Here is a 19,937-nt window from a genome sequence, read left to right on the forward strand (position 1 = left end):
GTGGTCAAGCTCTTTAACCGGACTCATGCATCGGTCCTGCTGTGTTCTGCCCTACCTGGTCTTGCAATGGCCGCTCAGACGGTTGCCGAGCTGGCGCCCAGTGTCATCCAGTCCACACGCGATGCAGCTGACGGCTCGGGGAGCTATACGCTTTCTGAAGGGAGTACGGCCAGCAAGACCTCCACCCAGAATCGGGATGAAGCACAGACCGTCAACACGGTCACTGCGCAAACCCTGGATGACTATCAGGTCAAAGATCTCAACGACGCCATGCGCTTTGTCAGTGGTGTGAGCCAGACGAATACGTTGGGGGGCACGAAGGATGCTGTGATCAAGCGCGGATTTGGCAGCAACGACGACAACTCCATTTTGCGGGACGGGGTGCGCTCGGCGATCGGCCGCAATCTCGGCGCCACCACCGATCACGTAGAAGTGCTGAAAGGCCCGGCATCGCTCATGTACGGCGCGCTGGAGCCGGGCGGGCTGATCAATGTGATCAGCAAGCAGCCGCAATTCACCCAAAGCACGACTCTGACCGGATCTGGTTACAGTGAAGGCGGCGGGACGTTTGGTCTGGACACCACTGGGCCGCTGGGCGATACCAACCTGGCTTATCGGCTGGTTGCCGAGCGCTCCCACGAGGACTACTGGCGTAATTATGGTGTTGATGAGCACACGCTGATTGCGCCCTCGATCGCCTGGGTGGGCGACCGCGCCAGTTTCTCGCTGGCCTACACCTACAACGATTACGCGAGCCCCTTTGACCGCGGCACCGTGTTCGCCAATGGCCACCCGGCCGACATCAGTTACCGCGACCGTCTGGATGAGCGCTGGGCCAAGACCGTCGGCATCAGCCAAAGCACCACCGCGAAGTTCGAGTACCAGCTCAATGACGCCTGGCGAAGCCGGTTGACCTACGGATGGACCGAGGATCGTTACAGCCTGGCGATTGCACAGCCGAGCACCTTGAAAGGCGACACCCTGCGCCGGATTGCCAACGGCGGGCACTATGATTATGAGAGCCGCTATACCGCTCTGGACTTCATAGGCGATCAGCAGTTGTTCGGCCAGAGGCATGAGATCGTCGTCGGGGTGGACAACGAGTCGCTGGATAAATACCGCGGTAAAACCTATCGCAATGCCAGCAGCACCGCCGGCAACCTCAACATCCAAGACCCCACCTACGGCAATCTGGCTGAGCCTTCGACGGTCAGCGCGGCGCAGAGCAACGCCGAAAATAACCTGGTCACCACGTCGGCATACTTCAAGGACAACTGGCACCTCAATGATCGCTGGATTCTGGTATTCGGTGGTCGTCAGGAACACTGGGATCAATACAGCGATCAGGGGCTTGGCAGTTCGTACGCACCGGGCGCCGACTCCAACGGCGACAAGTTTCTCCCTTTTGGCGGGATTGTTTACCAGCCGACCGACAACGTTGCGCTCTACGCCAACTACAGCCGTTCCTTCGTGCCTAACGATGCTGACGATGCAGGCAACAGCTTCAAGCCTACCGAGGGGCGCAGCTACGAAGTCGGCATCAAATACAGCCCGGTCCAGGCGCTCAATGTGAACCTGGCCGTGTATGACATCGTCAAGAAGAACCTTGTGAACAGCGTGCTGCAGAGCAACGGCGACAGCATCGACGAAGCGGTGGGGAAGGCCCGCTCACGAGGGGTTGAGTTGGATGTGACCGGAGAGATAGCGCGTAACTGGAGCATCATCGGCACCTACGCTTATGACCACACGGAAGTGCTGAAAAACCAGGAATCACCCGAGCAGGAAGGCAACCGCTTGCCCAATGCGCCGATGCATACTGCGAGCCTGTACCTCAGCCATCAACTCGCACTGCCTGCCGAAACCGGTAAGTGGCATGTCGGTGCAGGTGCCCGATACGTCGGAGAGCGGCCGGGGGACGACGCCAACAGCTTCTGGCTGGACAGCTACACAACGGCCGATGCCTTTGTGCGCTGGGATTTGCCCACCCATGACTACAAGACCAGCCTGCAGTTGAATATCGACAACCTGTTCAATAAGGAATACTACCCGGCCACCACGGGCAGCAGCACGCTTCAGGTGGAGGAGGGGGCGCTCCGAACCGCGCGGCTGACGGCCAGCGTCACGTTCTGATTGCAGCGACCGGTGCCGGGCAATCCGGCACTGGTCTGTTCAGATCAAGCGCCCCTGCCGTGCACCTGGGAAGCAGGCTTTAGAGGCGCTTTTCTACTCGACCTTCGCTGGTACCCTGAATCGCGCAATCACCGGCATGTGATCAGAGATCAACAGGGTATCCGCCTGCCTCACCCGCGCCTCCACCCGCTTCAGCTTCGGGCTGTAGAACAGAAAGTCCTGCGTCCGGTCCGGGCCGCTGATGCTCGGGTCGTTGGGGAAGCGGGTGTACCACGTGCGACGATCCTCACCGGCTACGTCTTCATTGCTCGGGATCATCGGGAAGCTTTCCCACAAGCTGCGCAGCTCGCTCTCCGCCGAATACGGCGTGCGCTGTCCGGCAGGTAGCCGCTGATATTGCCCCTGTGGCAGTAGATTGAAATCGCCACCACTTATCCACAGCGTGCCGTTTTTCTCGAAGGCGTGTTGCAACCCACTAACCGCCGCGACCTGTCGCTGTTGCACGTCGCCGCCCGATTCGGCATCGCTTAAATGCGTATTCGTCACTGCCAGGCGCCCGCCATCTTTGAGCGGCAGGTAGCTGACCAGTAGCGCAGGCTGGGGTTGAAACAGTCGGCTGATGAAATGGCCCGGCGGCGAGGGCAGTTGCAGGCGTTCGGCGCTGTCCATCTGGTAGCGGCTCAGCGTTGCCAGCTTGCGGCCGACACTGCCGAAGATGTGTTGATCCGGCACGAAGTCGGACCTCCAGTAAAACGCCTCGCTGCTGCACGGGTACAGGTCGGCGACCCGCGCCTGGAGCAGGGCGAGTTGATTGCCGTAGTCGGTGTTCTTCGCGCCGTCGTCGACTTCCTGCAGCAAGACAATGTCCGGCTGCTCGTCGCGGATGACTCGTGCGACTTCATCGAGGTTGTAGGCCAGGTCTTCTGGCGTTGGCCGTTCATCCGGGCCGCTGCCGTCGGGCAGGTCGTACCAGAAGACATAACGTTTGCCGGCCAGGTATTGAATGTTCCAGGTCATCACTGTGAGCGTCTGACCCGGCGCCAATACCGGTGGCTTTGCGTCCATCGCGTTGCAGGACACCGCCGCGTTTTCGTGTCGGGCAGGGTGCCAGGTCACGTCATACAGCAGTATCCCGAACAGCCCGGCACACACCGCGAGGTAAAGCAGATACCGCGTCGGGCGTGCCATCTTGTCAGGCCGACCGGGCAGGTGGGTCGATGAGCATGAACAACCGGAACATCACCACGCTGATAAACAACTGCAGGAAGCTGGAAATACTGTCCACTGCAATCGACAGCCCCGGGCTCTGTTGGTCCGGCAGCACGTAATAACTGAGCGCCTCAAGCAGCGACAGCGGGATGTAAACGCACAGCACGCAGACGAAAATCCGCACCACATGGCCCTGGGTCATCCTGAAGCTTTCGCGCATTGCCTCCAGCGGCCCCATCCCGCGCAACACCAGCAGGTATTCCGACAGCACCAGTTTGATCATCACCCACACGCCCGGCAGGATGAACAGCGACATGCCGGCCATGATCAGCAGCGTGCTCAGCGCCGTCAGCACCGCGAAGGTGGGCCACAGGCGCAAGGCAACGGCCCACAGGTTGGATTTGACCGGCTCTTCGCCTCGGGTTTTGGCGTCCATAAACAGGATCAGCGCGCCGGTATAGAGCGGGTAGAAAAGCAGCCCGACCAACAGTGGCGCGGCCCCGGTGCTCGCCCCGAAGCCGACGAGCTGTTTGGTCAGGGCCTCCAGTACCACCAGCGGCAGGCACAGCGTAAGAATGCTGCCGAAGTTGCGTCGGAAGAAGTAAAACGAGTCTTGCAGAAGGGTCAGCGGATTCATGAACGGATCACAAGGATAAGCAGGCCAACACTGTAACGTAGCGCCGCAGAACCGGCCAACCGGCCGCGACCTGCGAGCGTTCTTAACTTTTTTTACATGCTATTGAAACGCCCTTGAACAGCCCCATTACTGGCTATGCCTGAGCAATGGCTCAGAACAGAATTCCTACGGCAATCTAACGAGGTCGCCATGAACAGCGAAGAACAAACCCTGATCGACGGCTTGTTTGGCAAGCTCAAGCAAGCAGAAACCGAATCGGCCCCCCGTGATGCGCAGGCCGAAGCGCTGATCAAGGAGCACCTGACTCGCCAGCCCGCTGCGCCTTATTACATGGCGCAGTCGATTCTGGTGCAGGAAGTCGCGATCAAGCAGCTGGAGGCCCAGAACCGTCAGCGCGACGAGCAGATTCAACAACTGCGGGCTGAACTGGAGCGGTCAAAATCTGCGGCGCCTGCCCCGTCCGGCAGTGGCGGCGGGTTTCTGTCGAGCATCTTTGGCGGCGGTTCGCGGGAGCCTCAGGCTCAGCAACCGGCTTCGTCGTTCTCGCGTCCATCGAATCCGCAGCCTTCGTCGGGCGGCTGGCGCGAAAGTGGCCCTGCAAGCGCGCCGCCTTACAACGCGCCGCAGCAGAACTATGCTCAGCCACCGCAAAACTATGCCCAACCGCAACAGGCACCGGCGGCGCCCGTCGGCAGTGGTTTCCTCGGTGGCGCACTGAAAACCGCCGCGGGTGTGGCCGGTGGCGTGATGCTGGCGGAAGGCATCAGCAGCCTGTTCCACCACAACAGCCAACCGCAGGAAGTCGTCGAGATCATCCAGGAGCAGCCGGCCCAGCCTGCCGCTGAACATGATCAGGGCGGCAGCGGTGGTTGGGGTGACGACCAGCAGCGCGTCACTGGCAACGACAACACCGGGAATGACGCCTGGGGCAGTGATTCGAATGGCTTCGCCGATACCGATTACGGCAGCGACACCGGTGGCGGCATGTTTGACGACGACGATTCGTTCGTCTGATAGCCGCAGCTAACGCCCTCCCTGTGGGGGTGAGCTTGCTCACGAAGGCGGCATTTCAGTCGCTGAAGATTCGGCGGATGGCCAAGCCATTTCGCGAGCAAGCTTGCTCCCACAGGATTGTTTCTATAGGGATCAGGTCTGCGCAGCACAACCGCGCCCTCCACCCAATCCTTCTATCCCTTCCCCAAACTGGCATACTGAGCGCCGGTCCGGTTTTCGGATCCCTGTCGCTTGTCAGCGCATCGAGGAATTTGGGTGAGAAGAATCGCGGTCTTCGCCGACGTACAGAATCTGTATTACACAGTGCGTCAGGCTCACGGTTGTCACTTCAATTACGCCGCCCTGTGGGCTGACATCAGCCAGCGCGGGCAGATCGTCGAGGCGTATGCGTATGCCATCGACCGTGGCGACAGCAAGCAGCAGCAATTTCAGCAGATCCTGCGCAACCTCGGCTTTACCGTCAAACTCAAGCCCTACATCCAGCGCAGCGACGGCTCGGCCAAAGGCGACTGGGACGTGGGCATCACCATCGACATCATGGACGTCGCGCCGAATGTCGATGAGGTTGTGCTGGCGTCCGGCGATGGCGATTTCGACCTGTTGCTGGAACGCATCATCAGCAAGCACGGCGTCGAAGCGATTGCCTACGGTGTGCCGGGGTTGACCGCCAACTCGCTGATCCGCGCGGCCAGTCGTTATGTGCCCATCGAGGGCGGGTTGCTGCTCAAGAATTGATGCCAGCAGCGCGCTGATCAGGCCGCCCGATACTTCTCACGTCCACGCACCACCCCGCTATTTGAAGGCCACGCCATGCAAGAACGTATCGCCGTCATCGACTTCGAAACCACCGGCATTTCCCCCAGCAGCTACTGCCGCGCCACGGAAATCGCTGTGGTGATCGTGGAGCAGGGCGTGATCGTCGAGCGCTATCAAAGCCTGATGAACGCTGGCGTGCGCATCCCGTCTTTTATCGAGTCCCTGACCGGCATCAGCAACAGCATGCTGCGCACGGCGCCGCCGGCTGACCGGGTCATGAACGAGGTCGCCGAGTTCGTCGGCCTGACGCCACTGGTGGCGCACAACGCCTCGTTTGACCAGAAGTTCTGGGACTTCGAGCTGTCGCGCATCAAGCGCAATCGCGTGCAAAGCTTTGCCTGCTCGATGCTGCTGGCGCGGCGTCTCCTGCCACACGCGCCGAACCACAAACTCGGCACCCTCACCAGCTGGGCCGGGTTGCCCCACACCGGCAAGGCTCACCGGGCCATGGCCGACGCGGAAATGGCCGCCAACCTTACGCTGCACCTGGGCCACCAGCTGCGCGACACCCACGGTCTGGCCGGCGTTTCCCACCAGTTACTCTGCACGCTGCAAAAAGTCCCGGCGAAGAAGATTGCGGATGCCATCAGCAAGCATCGGGGGCTCTAGCCAGACTGTGGCGCAGGTGGCTCAAACCCAATCAGCATGCCCTATCAGGTGAATGAAGCCGGCATCGCCTTGAGTCAGTGCAGCAGACTCCGGGGAGTTGGCGATATTGAATGCGACCTGCCCACGGCTCGTGCCGCCGTCCAGCGATTGCACCCAATAGGCAACCCCGGCAGCGTCGTTGCCTCGGCCCAAGACGTTGTGATACAGATTTTCGACAAAGGCTGCGTTGCTGCCATCGGGCAGGCGTTGGGAAAACTCGGCAGATTGCACAAAACCATCCGCAATCTGGGCACCGGTTTCGCCTGCGGCGCCGTGAGACAGCCAGAACTTCAGGCCTTCGATATCGGGAGCACGATCCAGGATGGAATACAGACGACCAATACTTGCCTGCGCCGAGTCGAGAACGAACAGTTCGCGATCTGCGAAATCCAGCACATTGAAGCCACTCAGGTCGAACGTCGCCGCAGCTCCCGTGGAACGACTAACGGATAGCGTATCGGTATCGAGCGCGCTGATCGTGTAGGCGGATGCAGCGTCGTTGAAAATAAAGGTGTCGATACCGGCATTGCCCGCCAGATGCGAAGCCCCATTGCCGTCAAGCCTGACTTCCTGCTCGCTGATCTGATCGTCGCCAGCCGTGCCGGTGGCCACGCCCTTGCCCACCACCATATCCAGATTGTTCCAGGCGTTATGAGCCACGATCCTGATGTAGCCTGCCTCGCCCTCCGAGAAGTCATGGCTCTCGCGCGAATTCAGGAAGCCATCAGCAACCGCTGTTCGACTCAAACCCTGCTGCAGCAGCGTGTTCCAGTACGACACACCTGAATCATCGCCTGTGCGATGCAGTACGTTCTGATAGAGCTCAAGCACAAAGTCCCGACTACCAAGCATGCTGAAGCGCTGTATCCCTTCAGCGGAATTCAGAAAGCCATCGCGAATCTCTGCATCCGAACTGCCCATCGCCTGATGCGTCAGCCAATAATTCAAGCCCTGATAATCGGGCGTCCGACCGAACAATGAGTAGAGCCTGGCAACGTAAGCCTGATCCTCGGTGAGCGCTGTGTGATGTAGGTCCATGCCAAAACTCAATGAAACAGCGGCGTCACTCTCGGCGTTGAAGGCGCCATACCGGCTGTGAAAAGCCATCAGCAGTTCGTCGACACTGGCATTGCGGTCCATGAAAGCCAGCTTTTCGACGCTTGAAAGCGAGTCCACATCGGACGTTTGCGCGTCATGAACGCTGAGGCTGGCACCACTCACAAGCGCGGCATCGTAGTGTGCAAAGTAGCGAGCACCTGCCTCGGTATACAAGGCGGTGTCTAAGCCGTTGCCACCATTGAGCATGTCCGAACCCGCCCCTCCCATCAGCCGATCATTGCCATCGCCGCCAAACAACTGGTCATTGCCCGCGTTGCCATTGAGGAAGTTGTCACTGGCGTTGCCGATCAGCGTATCCGCGCCTGCACCCGTTATGGCGTTCTCGATAACCGTACCGCGCGCGATGGCGATGTTCGATACACCGCCGTACAGGCTGGAAAAAGCTTCACTTCTCAGATCGACTGTTTGAGCGCCGGCATAGGTGCCGACGTTGATCGTGTCATTGCCGCCCGCATCATAAATTGTGCCCACCAGACCTGGCATGAAGTCGGTTCCGGCGTTGTTGTTGAAACCGTAGGTATTGTCACCTGTGCGGGTAACGGCGGTGCCGTACAGTGACTGGATGGCTACGATGTCCGCCAGCATAGGCGTAGCGACATAGCCGAAAGAGGCATTGGAATAGGTATTCTCGTCCTGACTGAAGTAGGACATTACCGAGTATTTCCAGCTGTCCTCTTGATAGAAAACATTGTTGGGGAAGGTCGCGCTCCCGTTGTAATTGCCCGCATGGCCCAACCCCAGCGCGTGGCCGATTTCATGAATGTAGGTTTGCTGATAATACAAACCGTATTTCACCCAATCGGAAGCGATGTTGACGCTGCTGTTCGAGATGATGCTGCCTGCATAGTTGGAGCTGCTATACGCACCGCTTTTGTTTTCGCTGAAATTGATCGCAGCGGCAGCGGTGGTTTCCACAAATTTCAGGCCGCTGACATTGGTCCAGCTTTGCAGCGCATATCGAGCAACAACCTGAGCATTCGCGCTCAAGCTGGCCAGGTTGACGGTGAGCGACCCACCGGCGTGCACGTCAAAGTGGTGTTGGGAACCGCCATAGGCGTCGTGCCAATAGCCATCAGTCAGGTAGTTGGCTTGCTGATCAAGCGTCAGGTGCCCAAGCGTCGCCTGGCTGGTGGCTGTCTGTTGGCTCACACCCTGGCTGTTCGCTCCGTCCGTCCAGAGTTGGGTGAGCGCATCGCACATCGAACACATGTAGAAACTCCGGGGCAAGGCAGGCCTGGCCAGGTCAATGACGCAATAATCGGGTAGGGATCGGTGATGAGTTCAATCCGCTGAGCCAGCTTTGAAAACGGGCTACATGACCTTCACGCGCGTTGACCCGCCTTGGTCTTGACGAGGGTGTGGCTCTTCGAGAAGGTACGGCAGGGCACGGTCGAAGACGCTAGTGCCCATTCCTGATGAGGTTGTCGGCATGCTTTCTGGCGACTAAAGGCGGTTTTTTCCAGGGCCGACGAAATACCGCTGGGAGAGGCTGGAGGAGGGCGATGGCCGGGCAGGCGTTGTCGGCAGGCTGCCCGCCGGGCTGTCATGGCGCCTATCGCTTACTGCGTACTTTCAATTCCCGATCATCTTGCCGCGCCCTCGTGAGCGGCTGCGAACACCTCGCCAGCAAAAGTGTATGGGTCGAATAAACCACATTTGTAACTGACGCCGGCGGCCCTGAGATTTCTAGAATCAGTCCCACAATAAACGACTGTACTAGAGCCTTTCATGCCTGCCGCCCGCCGTTTTCCCCTGCTGCTCATCGGGGCCTTTTTCGCGCTTTATGTGATCTGGGGCTCAACTTATCTCGCCATCCGCATCGGTATCGAAACCTGGCCTCCGCTCATGATGGCCGGGGTGCGCTTTACCATCGCCGGTTCCATCCTGTTCGCCTTCATGCGCTTTCGTGGCGCGCCGATGCCCACCTGGAAACAGTGGAAATCCGCCGGCATGATCGGCTTTCTGTTGCTCGCCTGCGGCAATGGCGGCGTCACGTTGGCCGAGCACGCAGGCGTTGCTTCTGGTGTCGCAGCGTTGGCAGTAGCCGTGGTGCCATTGTTCACCTTGCTGTTCGGCCTGTTCTGGGGCCATCGCAACACGGGGCTGGAATGGGCGGGCATCCTGCTCGGCCTTGTCGGCATCTCCTTGCTCAACCTCGGCTCGAACCTGCAGGCCAGCCCCATGGGCGCTGCGCTGGTGATCTTCGCCGCCGCGACCTGGGCGTTCGGTTCGGTGTGGAGCCGCTACCTGCCATTGCCCGCCGGACCCATGGCCAGCGCCTGCGAAATGCTGGTGGCCGGCGCCGTGCTGTTGCTTGGCAGCTTCATCAGCGGCGAACGCATGACCCAATCCCCCGGCCTGTCCGGCTGGCTGGTGATGGCGTATCTGGTGGTGTTCGGATCCATCGTCGCGTTCAGCTCCTACATGTACCTGCTGAAGAACGTGCGACCCGCCGCTGCGACCAGCTATTGCTACGTCAACCCGGCGGTGGCGGTGTTGCTCGGCGTGTTGTTCGCTGGCGAACACATTGGCTGGGCGGAAGGCGCAGCGATGGCGGTGATCATCAGCGCCGTCGTGCTCATCGGCCTGCCGCAGTGGCGCAAGCAGAAACCGTTGCAGAAAGGGTAAACTGCGCGCCATTGTCTTCTACAGACTCTTGTGCGCTGACCTTTTTCCAACGGTACTGAAATGACATTCGCCTCCCTCGGCCTGATCGAACCCCTGCTGCGTGCCCTCGAAACACTGGGCTACCAGACTCCCACCCCCGTTCAGGCCCAGGCGATTCCGCCCGTGCTCGAAGGCCGCGACCTCATGGCCGCTGCCCAGACCGGTACCGGCAAGACCGCAGGTTTCGCGCTGCCGTTGCTGCAACGCCTGACCATGGAAGGCCCGAAGGTCGCTGCCAACTCCGTGCGTGCGCTGGTGCTGGTGCCAACCCGCGAACTGGCCGAGCAGGTTCACGAAGCCATTGCGCAATACGCCGAACACCTGCCGCTGACCACTTACGCGGCCTACGGCGGCGTCAGCATCAACCCGCAGATGATGAAACTGCGTCGAGGCGTTGACGTCCTGGTTGCTACCCCCGGCCGCCTGCTCGACCTGTATCGCCAGAACGCCGTGAAGTTCTCGCAGTTGCAGACCCTGATCCTCGACGAAGCCGATCGCATGCTCGATCTTGGCTTCTCCGAAGAACTGCGCGACATCTACGCCGCGCTGCCGAAACGCCGCCAGACGCTGCTGTTCTCCGCGACCTTCTCCGATGCGATCCGCGCGCTGGCCGGGCAGATGCTCGACAACCCGCTGACCATCGAAGTCAGCCCGCGCAACGTTGCGGCCTCGTCGGTCAAGCAGTGGATCGTCACCGTCGACAAGAAGCGCAAGAGCGAACTGTTCATCCATCTGCTCAAGAAGCATCGCTGGGGTCAGGTGCTGGTCTTCGCGAAAACCCGCGTCGGCGTCGACCAGTTGGTGGAGCGTCTGCAAGGCCTGAGCCTCAACGCCGACGGCATTCACGGTGACAAACCCCAGGCCACTCGCCAGCGCGCGCTGGATCGCTTCAAGAGCGGCGACGTGCAGATCCTGGTTGCCACCGATGTGGCGGCTCGCGGTCTGGACATCGACGACCTGCCGACCGTGGTCAACCTCGACCTGCCGATCGTTGCCGAAGACTACATCCACCGCATTGGTCGCACCGGCCGCGCGGGCCAGACCGGTGAAGCGATTTCCCTGGTGTGCGCCGACGAAGTCGACCTGCTCAGCGCCATCGAAATGCTGACCCGCCAGACCCTCCAGCGCCGCGAAGAACCCGACTTCATTCCAGAACACCGCGTGCCGGCCACCGACGCGACCGGGCAGATTCTGAAAAAGCCGAAAAAGCCGAAGAAACCCAAAACCAGCGGCGGAGGCGGCAAACGCAATCTGGGCAAGTGGGTCGACAGCGGCGAAGCGGCGGCAGAAGTGCCGTCCATCAAGCCTGTGCGCAAAGTGCCGGTGTTCAACACCGGACCGCGCAAGCGTAAGCCGTAAGAAGAGCGGCAGAGTCCGGGCCCTCTCACCAGTGCCCGGACTTCAGCGCGATCAATGGGGGACCGCGCTGTGTTAGTAGGACCGGCTTTAGCCGGGAAGAGGCCAGTGTGAGCTCCATGAGATTTGCGGCGTGACACCTGACGCCTTCCCGGCTAAAGCCAGTCCTACGGGTGTACGCGATCAATGCGGGACCGCGCTGTGTCAGTAGGACCGGCTTCAGCCGGGAAGAGGGCAGTGTGAGCGCCATTAATTGTGCGGCGTGACGACCGGCGTCTTCCCGGCTAAAGCCAATCCTGCTAATACCTATCGCCGGCGCAGCACATCCTGATAAAGATCCGCATACCCCTGCACCATCTTCTCCGCGGTAAACATCGACTCAAACCGCTGCGCCGCCTTCAACCCCATCTGCGTCGCCCGCTCTCTGTCATTCCACAGCGTATTCATCGCGGCCGCCAACGCATCCGAATCCCGTGGCGGAACCACCAGCCCGGTCTCGTCCGCGATGTTGATAAAGGTGGTGCCCGTGCCCATTTCGCACGAGATCATCGGCTTGCCATACATCGCCGCTTCCAGCAGCGAAATGCCGAACGATTCCGAGCGCTGGTGCGACGGGAACACAAACACTTCACAAAGCATCAGCAGCGCGTTCTTGTCCTCGTCCGGCAGGCTGCCCACAAACACGACGTTACTAAGCCCCAGCGCCTTGGCTTTCGCCTTGAGCTCCAGCTCCTGGTGCCCGCCGCCCATGATCACCACCGGCAGGCGGTTTTTGTGCGCCGCTTCAAGCAGGAAATCCAGGCCCTTGTAGTAACGCAGCGCACCGACGAACAGAAAGAAGCGTTCGCCCAATTGCAGCTTCCACTGCTCAAGTTTTGCCTGAGAAGGGGCAGGGTAGGTGGCTCGATCCAGCCCGAACGGAATGATCTCAACCTTATCCCTGAACCGGGTCAGCACCTCACTGCTGGCGGCATAGTTCGGCGACGATACGACGATCCGATCAACGCTTCCCAGAAAGCGGTTCATTAGCGGCGCATACAGCTTGAGCAGCGTCTTCTGCTTGATGATGTCCGAGTGGTAGCTCACCACCGTCGGCTTTTTGATCTGCGCGGCAAAGTGCGCGATGTCCATGTACGGCCACGGGAAGTGGTAATGCACGATATCCGCGTCGCGCGCGAGCTCTTTGAAATCCCGAATGCCCGACAACGAAAAGCCCGTCGACGCGACGTACAGATCCTGTTTTGAGCGGTGTGCGATGTGATTGCCCACGGTCTCGTTACGCGCCGCGCCTTGTTTGCTCAGCGACAGCACCTGGGACTCGATCCCGTGGGCCTGACAACCCTGTGCCAGCTGGAAGATGACTTGCTCGACCCCACCGCCCTTGCTTTCCGGGAAGTAGGTCTTGAAGAAGTGCAAAACTTTGGTCATCAGGATTCTCTGACGAAACGATAACGTCCGCTGTTCTCGCGATAGGTGCGTTGCGGGCAGAGCGGGGATGTGTGGAGCGGAGGATAAAGGAAAACCCGAAGCGCCACACAGCGCTTCGGGTTGGGTACTGCGGCGTTACGCGTCGGCCAGCATCCAGCCAAGCGTTTCGCTCAGCTCGGGTGTCTGCCAGCCCGGGACCAGCGACTTCAGCTTGCTGTTGTCGCCGCACAAGGTCTTCACCTCGTTGGCCCGCACGAAAGCAGGATTCACTTCGACGGTGAGGTCGTGGCCGGTGATGGCGCGACACATGTCGAGCACTTCACGCAGCGAGTGAGTCTTGCCTGAACTGACGTTGACGTACTGACCGAACGGCTTGGCTTCAAGCAGCCCGCGGTAAGCGGCCACCAGCGAACGGACGTCGCTGAAATCGCGCCAGACATCCAGGTTGCCCAGCTCAATTTTCTCGGCCTTCTCGCGGAAGTGTTTGACGATCTTCGGCAGCAGGAAGTTTTCCGCCTGGCCGACGCCGGTGTAGTTGAACGGGCGCGCGATGATGATCGGCAACCGCCCGAGCCACAGACTGGCCATGTATTCCATGGCCAGCTTGCTCACGGCGTAATCGTTGGCCGGCGCCGGCCTGGTGCTTTCGTCAAGCAACCCTTCCGACGCATTGCCATACACGTTGGCACTGCTGGCGATCAAAACGCTTTCGGGCGCCTTTCCGCAGTGGGCGATGGCTTCGAGCAGGTTGCGCGTACCAATCAGATTGACCTGGTAAAACGCATCTGCCGCGCCGTGCCCGACAAACGCCAGTGCCGCGAGATGAACGACGATGTCCGGCTGAAGGTCCGCCAGCAGCTTGCTCAGACCCACCAGATCGGTGAGGTCGGCCTGATAATAATTGGCTTCATCGGACGGATTGCTGCCGAGGCCAACCACCTCGCAGCCCTGGGCTGTGAGCTCGGCGGCCATGTAGCGCCCCGTAAATCCATGAATACCCGTTATCAGCGCTCGCTTGCCGGCGATACTCATCAGAACGAGAACCCTTTTTCGTTACGACGCAGGTCCGCTTCCACCATCATGCGGCACAGCTCTTCCAGGTTGGTCTTAGGCTCCCAGCCCAGAACTTCCTTGGCTTTGGCCGGGTTGCCGATCAACAGCTCAACTTCGGTTGGGCGATAGAACTTCGGATTGACCGAAACCAGAACCTTGCCAGTGGCGGCGCAAGTACCGATTTCTTCTTCGGCTTCGCCACTCCAGTTGATGGTGATGTCGACAGCCTTGAATGCCATCGCGACGAAGTCACGGACGGTTTCAGTGCGGTTGGTGGCCAGAACGAAGGTGTCCGGCTCATCAGCCTGCAGCATGCGCCACATGCCTTCGACGTACTCTTTGGCAAAGCCCCAGTCGCGCTTGGCGTCCATGTTGCCCAGTACCAGCGAGTCCTGCAGACCCAGCTTGATCTTGGCAACGGTGTCAGTGATTTTGCGTGTTACGAACTCACGGCCGCGCAGTGGCGACTCGTGGTTGAACAGAATACCGCTGGTCGCAAAAATGCCGTACGACTCGCGATAGTTGATGGTCATCCAGTGAGCGTACAGCTTGGCGACGCCGTAAGGGCTGCGCGGGTAGAACGGAGTGTCTTCCATCTGAGGAATGGCCTGAACCTTACCGAACATCTCGGAAGTCGACGCTTGGTAGAAGCGGACTTTCGGGTTAACGATACGGATGGCTTCCAGCAGATTCACAGCGCCCAGGCCGGTGATTTCGGCAGTGGTGATCGGCTGTTCGAAGGAAACGCCCACGAAGCTCTGCGCGGCGAGGTTGTACACCTCGGTGGCTTCGGTGGTCTGCAGCAGGCGGATGCTGGCCGACAGGTCGGTCAGGTCGTACTCGACCAGGTGCAGGTTTGGATTGTTCTGGATGCCCAGTTCTTCGATCCGCCAGAAATTGACAGAACTGGTACGACGATAGGTGCCGTAGACGGTGTAGCCCTTGCCAAGCAGCAGTTCAGCCAGATAGGCGCCGTCTTGACCAGTGATGCCGGTAACAATTGCTTTCATGCGAATCCTCTAAACCCCATAGCGCCGAAGACAAAGCCTGGCTGGGCGCCAAGCGTAAACAAGGGCGCCATCATACAGAAAATGAACGTGACGGACGACGATAGAGAACGATGAGTTACTAAGCTGCGTCGCGTATAGTCGCGTTTCAGACGGGCACTCATCACCGGTTAGACCATGTAGCCGTACTGCGTGAAGCCTGCACCGTCACGACTCGGCAGCGAAATCGACTTGCGTGGATGCTCAGGTATACCTCGTTGGTTTTGATGAAGTTAAAACTGTAACAAGGATGACCCAGTGCGCCTCGCGGTTTGCGCCGGGTTTTGAAGTGGGAGTTGGGGAAATAATGCAGAAAAACACGGACAGAGCCCTTTTTGCCAATCAGCTAAGAGGGTTGGCAGTTGTAGCTGTCATCATCGTGCATTGGTGTGGCGTCTACTGGTACGCCCGGGAGACAGTAGCGTCGTACATTCACGCGCCGCTGGTCGAGGGACCTTCATCCCGGATGATTCAGTGGCTGACCATTCCGACCTTCAACTACGGGCCTTTCGGTGTCTCAATATTCTTCTTGATCAGTGGCTTCGTGATTCCTTTCTCGCTGGCGAGACTGGCTCCCGGCAAGTTCTTGATTGCCCGCTTTTTACGAATCTACCCGACCTATATCGCAGCCAGCTTGATAATGCTGGGGCTGGTCTACCTGTCCAGCGTTTACTGGGGTAAAGAATTCAGCATGCCGCTAGATCGGTTCGTTGAGAATTTGCTGCTATTGCAGGGTAACTTTGGAAGCCCGACGATCGACCTGGTGAACTGGACGCTGTCGATCGAAATCAAGTTTTATATAGTTGCCACGCTTCTTTATCGCTCAGTCAGGACTGGCAACGCCTACCCAATATTTTTGTTTTCCGCTGCTGTCCTTGCTGCAACTCAAGCGTTTCCTAACTGGCTTGGCCAGATGAACGCCTCCGCCGAGTTGATGGATTCGCTAAAGACGGAACTGATGTGCGTCATTTTCATGTTCGTCGGGACCGGTTTTTATCACCATTACACCGGTACCTACACGACGCGGCAATTAGTCCAGTACGCGGCGATATTGGTCATCCTGTTCATGATGTGCTGGCAGCATACATCGTGGGTCAACCAGATCCCTGACGTGCCTCAGAACTACCTGTACGGGCTGATTCTGTTCAGTGTCAGCTATGCGTTTCGTCGCTATTTCAGACCGATCCCTCCGATCGACTTCCTGGCTAATATCAGCTACTCGGTCTACGTGCTGCATTCGATCATCGGTTATCTGTCGATTCGGATCTTGATGGATCAAGGCGTCATTTACCCGATTGCCGGGCTCATCACGCTAGTCTTCGTACTGGTGCTGGCGTACGCGCTGCATGTTTTGGTAGAGAAGCCAACCATGCACTTGGGCAAAAGGCTGTCGGGCAACAAGCCTTTGATTGATCGTAAGGTAACGGTGGGCGCGTCCTGATCCAACCCAAGGGATAGGGATGACGAGACACGGATATAAAAAAGGGGGCCATGATCATGGCCCCCTTTCTTTTGAACCTACGACCCTTGAATTGGGAGTCGCAGTGAGTGGTTACTGAAACCTGATCGATTTCACGAAGAAGCCTAGCGTACGGTCATCCTGTCCCACCCCAAGTTGCTTTGGAGACGTTGCGTCCGGCGTTTCGAAGGTAATAACCAGCTTACCCGAAGCATCCGGAGCCGGGAGTGGCACCCTGACAGGTTCATCCGAAACGTGATCAATGCTCGCGTCATAGACAGGCTGCCCATTGGCGAGAATTTTGATCCGTTGGCTTTTCAACGACGCGGTGAGAAGCGGGTGCATCTCGATATCGAGCGCTTCAGGCGCTCTTTTCGGAACATCGCAGGTATAAGTCCCCAGCTTGCTGTTGATCCAGCGCCCATCAGATTCGGCGGCACCAAATCCAGTGACACGGTTTGAATCCACAAGGCCTGCGCTTGAGAAGTCAATTGTGTTCCGACACGCATCTGTTTGCTTGAGCTGCTCGGCGATACAGCCGGCATTGTTGATGGTGATACCCCCTTGCCGACTTACCTCGCACTCAATCATGTCGTATTTCGCTGAGCCCTCGCTGCTGACGATGTAGCCATAGTTGGAATAATCATCCAGCTTGTCCGCCAGTAGAATGTCGGGGATCGCCAGCGTTCGCGGCGTGTGCGCCATTGCCAGCGAAAACATATAGTTGAATGTCTTGTAATAGCCCGCCAGGCCGATTACCGCATTGGCCTTGCCGGGTATTCTCGGGATGTCGGTTGAGGTGATGTTGATGATCTTTTTCTCAGTCTGCAGAAGCTCAGAGAAATCGATCACCTGATACGGAATGATCACAGATTTGATAATGACCCACAGGCAGCCGCCAGCAATCAACGCTTCGGCGGCTGAGGGCATGCGAAGGGTTGTCAGTACCGTCGGACCCACCCGCAGCACAAACTCACCTGCAACGATGGCCATGGCCACGAAGAGGTAGCTGATGATCCCGAATCCATACTTCTTCACTGCATAGTTGGAGCCGAACCCGAACTTCACTAACACCATCTGAAGCAGGCAAAGTGCTGCGACTCCCGCACCATACAACGCAATGTATTTGACGGCGGGATGAGACAGCCTACTGCCGGGCTTCATGTGGGCGATGATCAATCCCGCTGAGATCACCAAAGCCAAAACGCAAAGTGTCCCCAGCCCCAATGGGTAGCTGACACGTTGAAGTTCGAGCCCGCCGTCGTTCTCGGCGATTTTTCGCATGGCGGAAAATGCCGGGTTCAATACCACGCCACACAGAGCAATCACCGGAACGACGAGGCCTGCGAGAGCGGTCGTCCGGCTTTTCTTCTGAATGATGTCCTGGAAGCCATTGAACAGTGTCATGGCCCCGAGCATTGCCAGCAGTTCGAGCGTAGGCAGCAGATGGACACCAGTGTTGAGCGCAATGACCCCGATCAGGAACACGTATGCGGCCCAACGTCCCTTCTTCGATTCCAGATACACCGCGCCCGCTATGGCAAGCACGATGATGGCTTGCGCCACTAACTGGGAATAGAAAAAGTTGCTGACGACTTCTGCGCCGTGCACCTCAAGTTTCAGCGTGAACCTGTTAAGCAAGAGCGCCGCCGCCAAGGCTGCGGTGGATAGCCACCCAAGCGGTTTCGGCAGCGTGTTCAACAGGTAGACGAATCCACCCCATATGGCACTCAGAGACAGCAGGGTGACTACTTGGATACCCAGCAAGTTCGAGTTGAGTGGCCACCCGACGATGGCCGCAAATACATGGCTCAGCCTCGGGTAGTAATTCATCTCCCCCAGAGTAGGATCATTCGAGTCCATCAAATGAAATTGCTCTGAGATGCGATAGGTCAGCGCATAGTGATGCGCCAGGTCCACCGATTGACTCCACAGCGAGTCAAGGTTGATGAGCACCATCAGCCCTGCTACCAACAGCAGTACCAAGCACAGAAAACGCGATGGCAGCAGCCACATTCGATCCACGTCCAGACTTCCTTATCCGTTGCTTAGCTTTTTGGCGATCAGACGACCCTCACGGATGGCGTAGTTCGTGCCACGGTCTTCCGGATAAATCTGGGCCATGGTCGAGATCAGAGCATTGTCATAAGGCGTGGAAGCATCAGGTACATATTGCGAGTAGTTACGCTCGGTCACTGGCTGCGCATACTCCGAACGCCAGACCTTGAAGTCGATGATCCAGTCTTTTTCAAAATGCGGAAACATGCGCTTCAGGTGAGTGAGGGCGAAATCGAGATACTCCGCGTCCGAGAACTGCCATACCGGGTCTTCAGTCGCCAAATAGCGGGAAAGATAGGCGATGTGGCTGCCTTTGTAGTTTTCCGGGGTGTCAAAGTTGGTGTGCTCAATGACGCCTACGAAAGGGAATCCAGGGTCGTTGACGTTCAGCCAGTAGGTGTCGGACAGGCTCTGCTTGAGCCTCAATACCAGGCACATGTTGCCCAGATATTTGACGCGACGCAGCTTGGCCAGCCAGGCGTCATCTGCCGAGTTCTGGAACATGTCAGCGATGAGCGGGAAGGACGGCGTGAACAGGAACTTGCTGCCCTCGACCGGACCGCTTTCAGTCATCACGGCTGAAATCTGTTTGCCTGCCGTTACAAGGCCGGTCACTTTGCTGCCAAACGATACTTCCCCGCCATTGGCGTGGATGGCGGACACCATTGCTTCAGCCAGGCGACCGAACCCGCCTTTGAAGTAAGCCAGCTCTTCGCCGCCTTTGTCGTTGCGAGTGCTGCCGCGCAGCACGAGTTTCTTCCACATCCAGACGGCGTTGACAGCCTCTGCATAAACGGAAAACTTCGAGTTGATCAGCGGTTCCCAGACTACTTTGTAAACCGACTTGCCGCACATCCCTTCCAGCCACTCACGAATGCTCAAGTGCTCGATGGTTTTCCAGTCCTTGATGCGACGGACTTGAAACACCAGTAGGCCGAGACGGATACGATCCACCAGCGAAAGGGCTTTGAAACGCAGAAGATCCAATGGCGTCGACAGCTTCCACATCCGGCCATTGAAGTACATGCCTGTGCGGGTTGGCAGCAGGATAACGTCGCCCTCAAGGCCCAGTTCTTTAACGAGCTCCGGGACGAATACGTCGTTGTTGAACCAGTGGTGGTAAAACTTCTCGACCCGCACCCCGTCTTCGAATTCGAAGATGCCGGCCAGACCGCCGGGAGTGGAATCTGCTTCAAGAACCCGTACCCGCTTGCCCTGCTTCGACAGCACATAGGCTGCCGTGAGGCCTGTAAATCCGCCCCCGACAATCACAACATCATAGTTATTCATTTGTTAT

Annotated in this window: 15 protein-coding genes; 7 read left to right on the forward strand and 8 right to left on the reverse strand. The window is 58.5% G+C overall.

What is annotated here, in order from left to right; translation table 11 throughout:
* Window positions 1–66 precede the first annotated feature (66 nt).
* Window positions 67–2,130, forward strand: a complete 2,064-nt coding sequence (locus tag IFT99_RS16435; RefSeq protein WP_192133550.1) for a TonB-dependent siderophore receptor — start codon at window positions 67–69, stop codon at window positions 2,128–2,130.
* A gap of 93 nt (window positions 2,131–2,223) precedes the next feature.
* Here the strand turns inward: IFT99_RS16435 and IFT99_RS16440 are convergent, their stop codons facing one another.
* Window positions 2,224–3,318, reverse strand: coding sequence for an endonuclease/exonuclease/phosphatase family protein (locus IFT99_RS16440; protein WP_192133552.1), 1,095 nt, complete (start codon window positions 3,316–3,318; stop codon window positions 2,224–2,226).
* A gap of 4 nt (window positions 3,319–3,322) precedes the next feature.
* Window positions 3,323–3,976 (reverse strand): YciC family protein, encoded by a 654-nt coding sequence (locus IFT99_RS16445; RefSeq protein ID WP_192133554.1) that lies wholly within the window; start codon window positions 3,974–3,976, stop codon window positions 3,323–3,325.
* 189 nt (window positions 3,977–4,165) lie between these two features.
* Between IFT99_RS16445 and IFT99_RS16450 the strand changes: the two genes are divergently transcribed.
* The 3 genes from IFT99_RS16450 (at window position 4,166) to IFT99_RS16460 (ending at window position 6,415) form a co-directional block, all read left to right on the forward strand.
* The gene (locus tag IFT99_RS16450; protein ID WP_065988344.1) at window positions 4,166–4,990 is read left to right on the forward strand and encodes a DUF2076 domain-containing protein; all 825 of its coding nucleotides are present in this window, start codon (window positions 4,166–4,168) and stop codon (window positions 4,988–4,990) included.
* 255 nt (window positions 4,991–5,245) lie between these two features.
* Complete coding sequence (locus tag IFT99_RS16455) at window positions 5,246–5,725, forward strand: NYN domain-containing protein (RefSeq protein ID WP_192133557.1); 480 nt, start codon at window positions 5,246–5,248, stop codon at window positions 5,723–5,725.
* Window positions 5,726–5,800: 75 nt separating this feature from the next.
* Complete coding sequence (locus IFT99_RS16460; RefSeq protein ID WP_065988342.1) at window positions 5,801–6,415, forward strand: 3'-5' exonuclease; 615 nt, start codon at window positions 5,801–5,803, stop codon at window positions 6,413–6,415.
* Window positions 6,416–6,436: 21 nt separating this feature from the next.
* Here IFT99_RS16460 and IFT99_RS16465 read toward each other — a convergent pair whose 3' ends face one another.
* Entirely contained in the window at window positions 6,437–8,782 is a 2,346-nt protein-coding gene (locus tag IFT99_RS16465; protein WP_192133559.1) for a DUF4214 domain-containing protein, read from the reverse strand.
* Between the two features lie 519 nt (window positions 8,783–9,301).
* Between IFT99_RS16465 and yedA the strand changes: the two genes are divergently transcribed.
* Together yedA and IFT99_RS16475 are read left to right on the forward strand one after the other, a co-directional pair.
* Complete coding sequence (gene yedA, locus IFT99_RS16470) at window positions 9,302–10,201, forward strand: drug/metabolite exporter YedA (protein WP_065988340.1); 900 nt, start codon at window positions 9,302–9,304, stop codon at window positions 10,199–10,201.
* Between the two features lie 60 nt (window positions 10,202–10,261).
* Entirely contained in the window at window positions 10,262–11,599 is a 1,338-nt protein-coding gene (locus tag IFT99_RS16475) for a DEAD/DEAH box helicase (RefSeq protein WP_192133561.1), read from the forward strand.
* A 303-nt stretch (window positions 11,600–11,902) separates the two neighbouring features.
* On the opposite strand, the gene IFT99_RS16480 is transcribed toward IFT99_RS16475, so the two are convergent.
* The 3 genes from IFT99_RS16480 to gmd all read right to left on the reverse strand — a co-directional run bounded on the left by IFT99_RS16480 (window position 11,903) and on the right by gmd (window position 15,087).
* Window positions 11,903–13,024, reverse strand: a complete 1,122-nt coding sequence (locus IFT99_RS16480; RefSeq protein ID WP_192133563.1) for a glycosyltransferase family 4 protein — start codon at window positions 13,022–13,024, stop codon at window positions 11,903–11,905.
* Between the two features lie 135 nt (window positions 13,025–13,159).
* Complete coding sequence (locus IFT99_RS16485) at window positions 13,160–14,056, reverse strand: GDP-mannose 4,6-dehydratase (RefSeq protein ID WP_192133565.1); 897 nt, start codon at window positions 14,054–14,056, stop codon at window positions 13,160–13,162.
* Window positions 14,056–15,087, reverse strand: a complete 1,032-nt coding sequence (gmd, locus tag IFT99_RS16490; RefSeq protein WP_192133567.1) for a GDP-mannose 4,6-dehydratase — start codon at window positions 15,085–15,087, stop codon at window positions 14,056–14,058. The genes IFT99_RS16485 and gmd overlap by 1 nt, the downstream gene beginning before the upstream one ends.
* Window positions 15,088–15,319: 232 nt before the next feature.
* Between gmd and IFT99_RS16495 the strand changes: the two genes are divergently transcribed.
* Window positions 15,320–16,564 carry an acyltransferase family protein gene (locus IFT99_RS16495; RefSeq protein ID WP_192133569.1) on the forward strand — a complete coding sequence of 415 codons (1,245 nt, stop codon included), beginning with the start codon at window positions 15,320–15,322 and terminating at the stop codon, window positions 16,562–16,564.
* Window positions 16,565–16,675: 111 nt separating this feature from the next.
* Here the strand turns inward: IFT99_RS16495 and IFT99_RS16500 are convergent, their stop codons facing one another.
* Together IFT99_RS16500 and IFT99_RS16505 are read right to left on the reverse strand one after the other, a co-directional pair.
* Window positions 16,676–18,607: a hypothetical protein gene (locus tag IFT99_RS16500; protein ID WP_192133572.1), complete on the reverse strand. Its 1,932-nt coding sequence runs from the start codon at window positions 18,605–18,607 to the stop codon at window positions 16,676–16,678.
* A 12-nt stretch (window positions 18,608–18,619) separates the two neighbouring features.
* Window positions 18,620–19,930: an NAD(P)/FAD-dependent oxidoreductase gene (locus IFT99_RS16505; RefSeq protein WP_192133574.1), complete on the reverse strand. Its 1,311-nt coding sequence runs from the start codon at window positions 19,928–19,930 to the stop codon at window positions 18,620–18,622.
* Window positions 19,931–19,937: the final 7 nt, after the last annotated feature.

It is taken from the genome of Pseudomonas sp. CFBP 8772 (assembly GCF_014841665.1).
Classification (GTDB): Bacteria; Pseudomonadota; Gammaproteobacteria; order Pseudomonadales; family Pseudomonadaceae; genus Aquipseudomonas; species Aquipseudomonas graminis_B.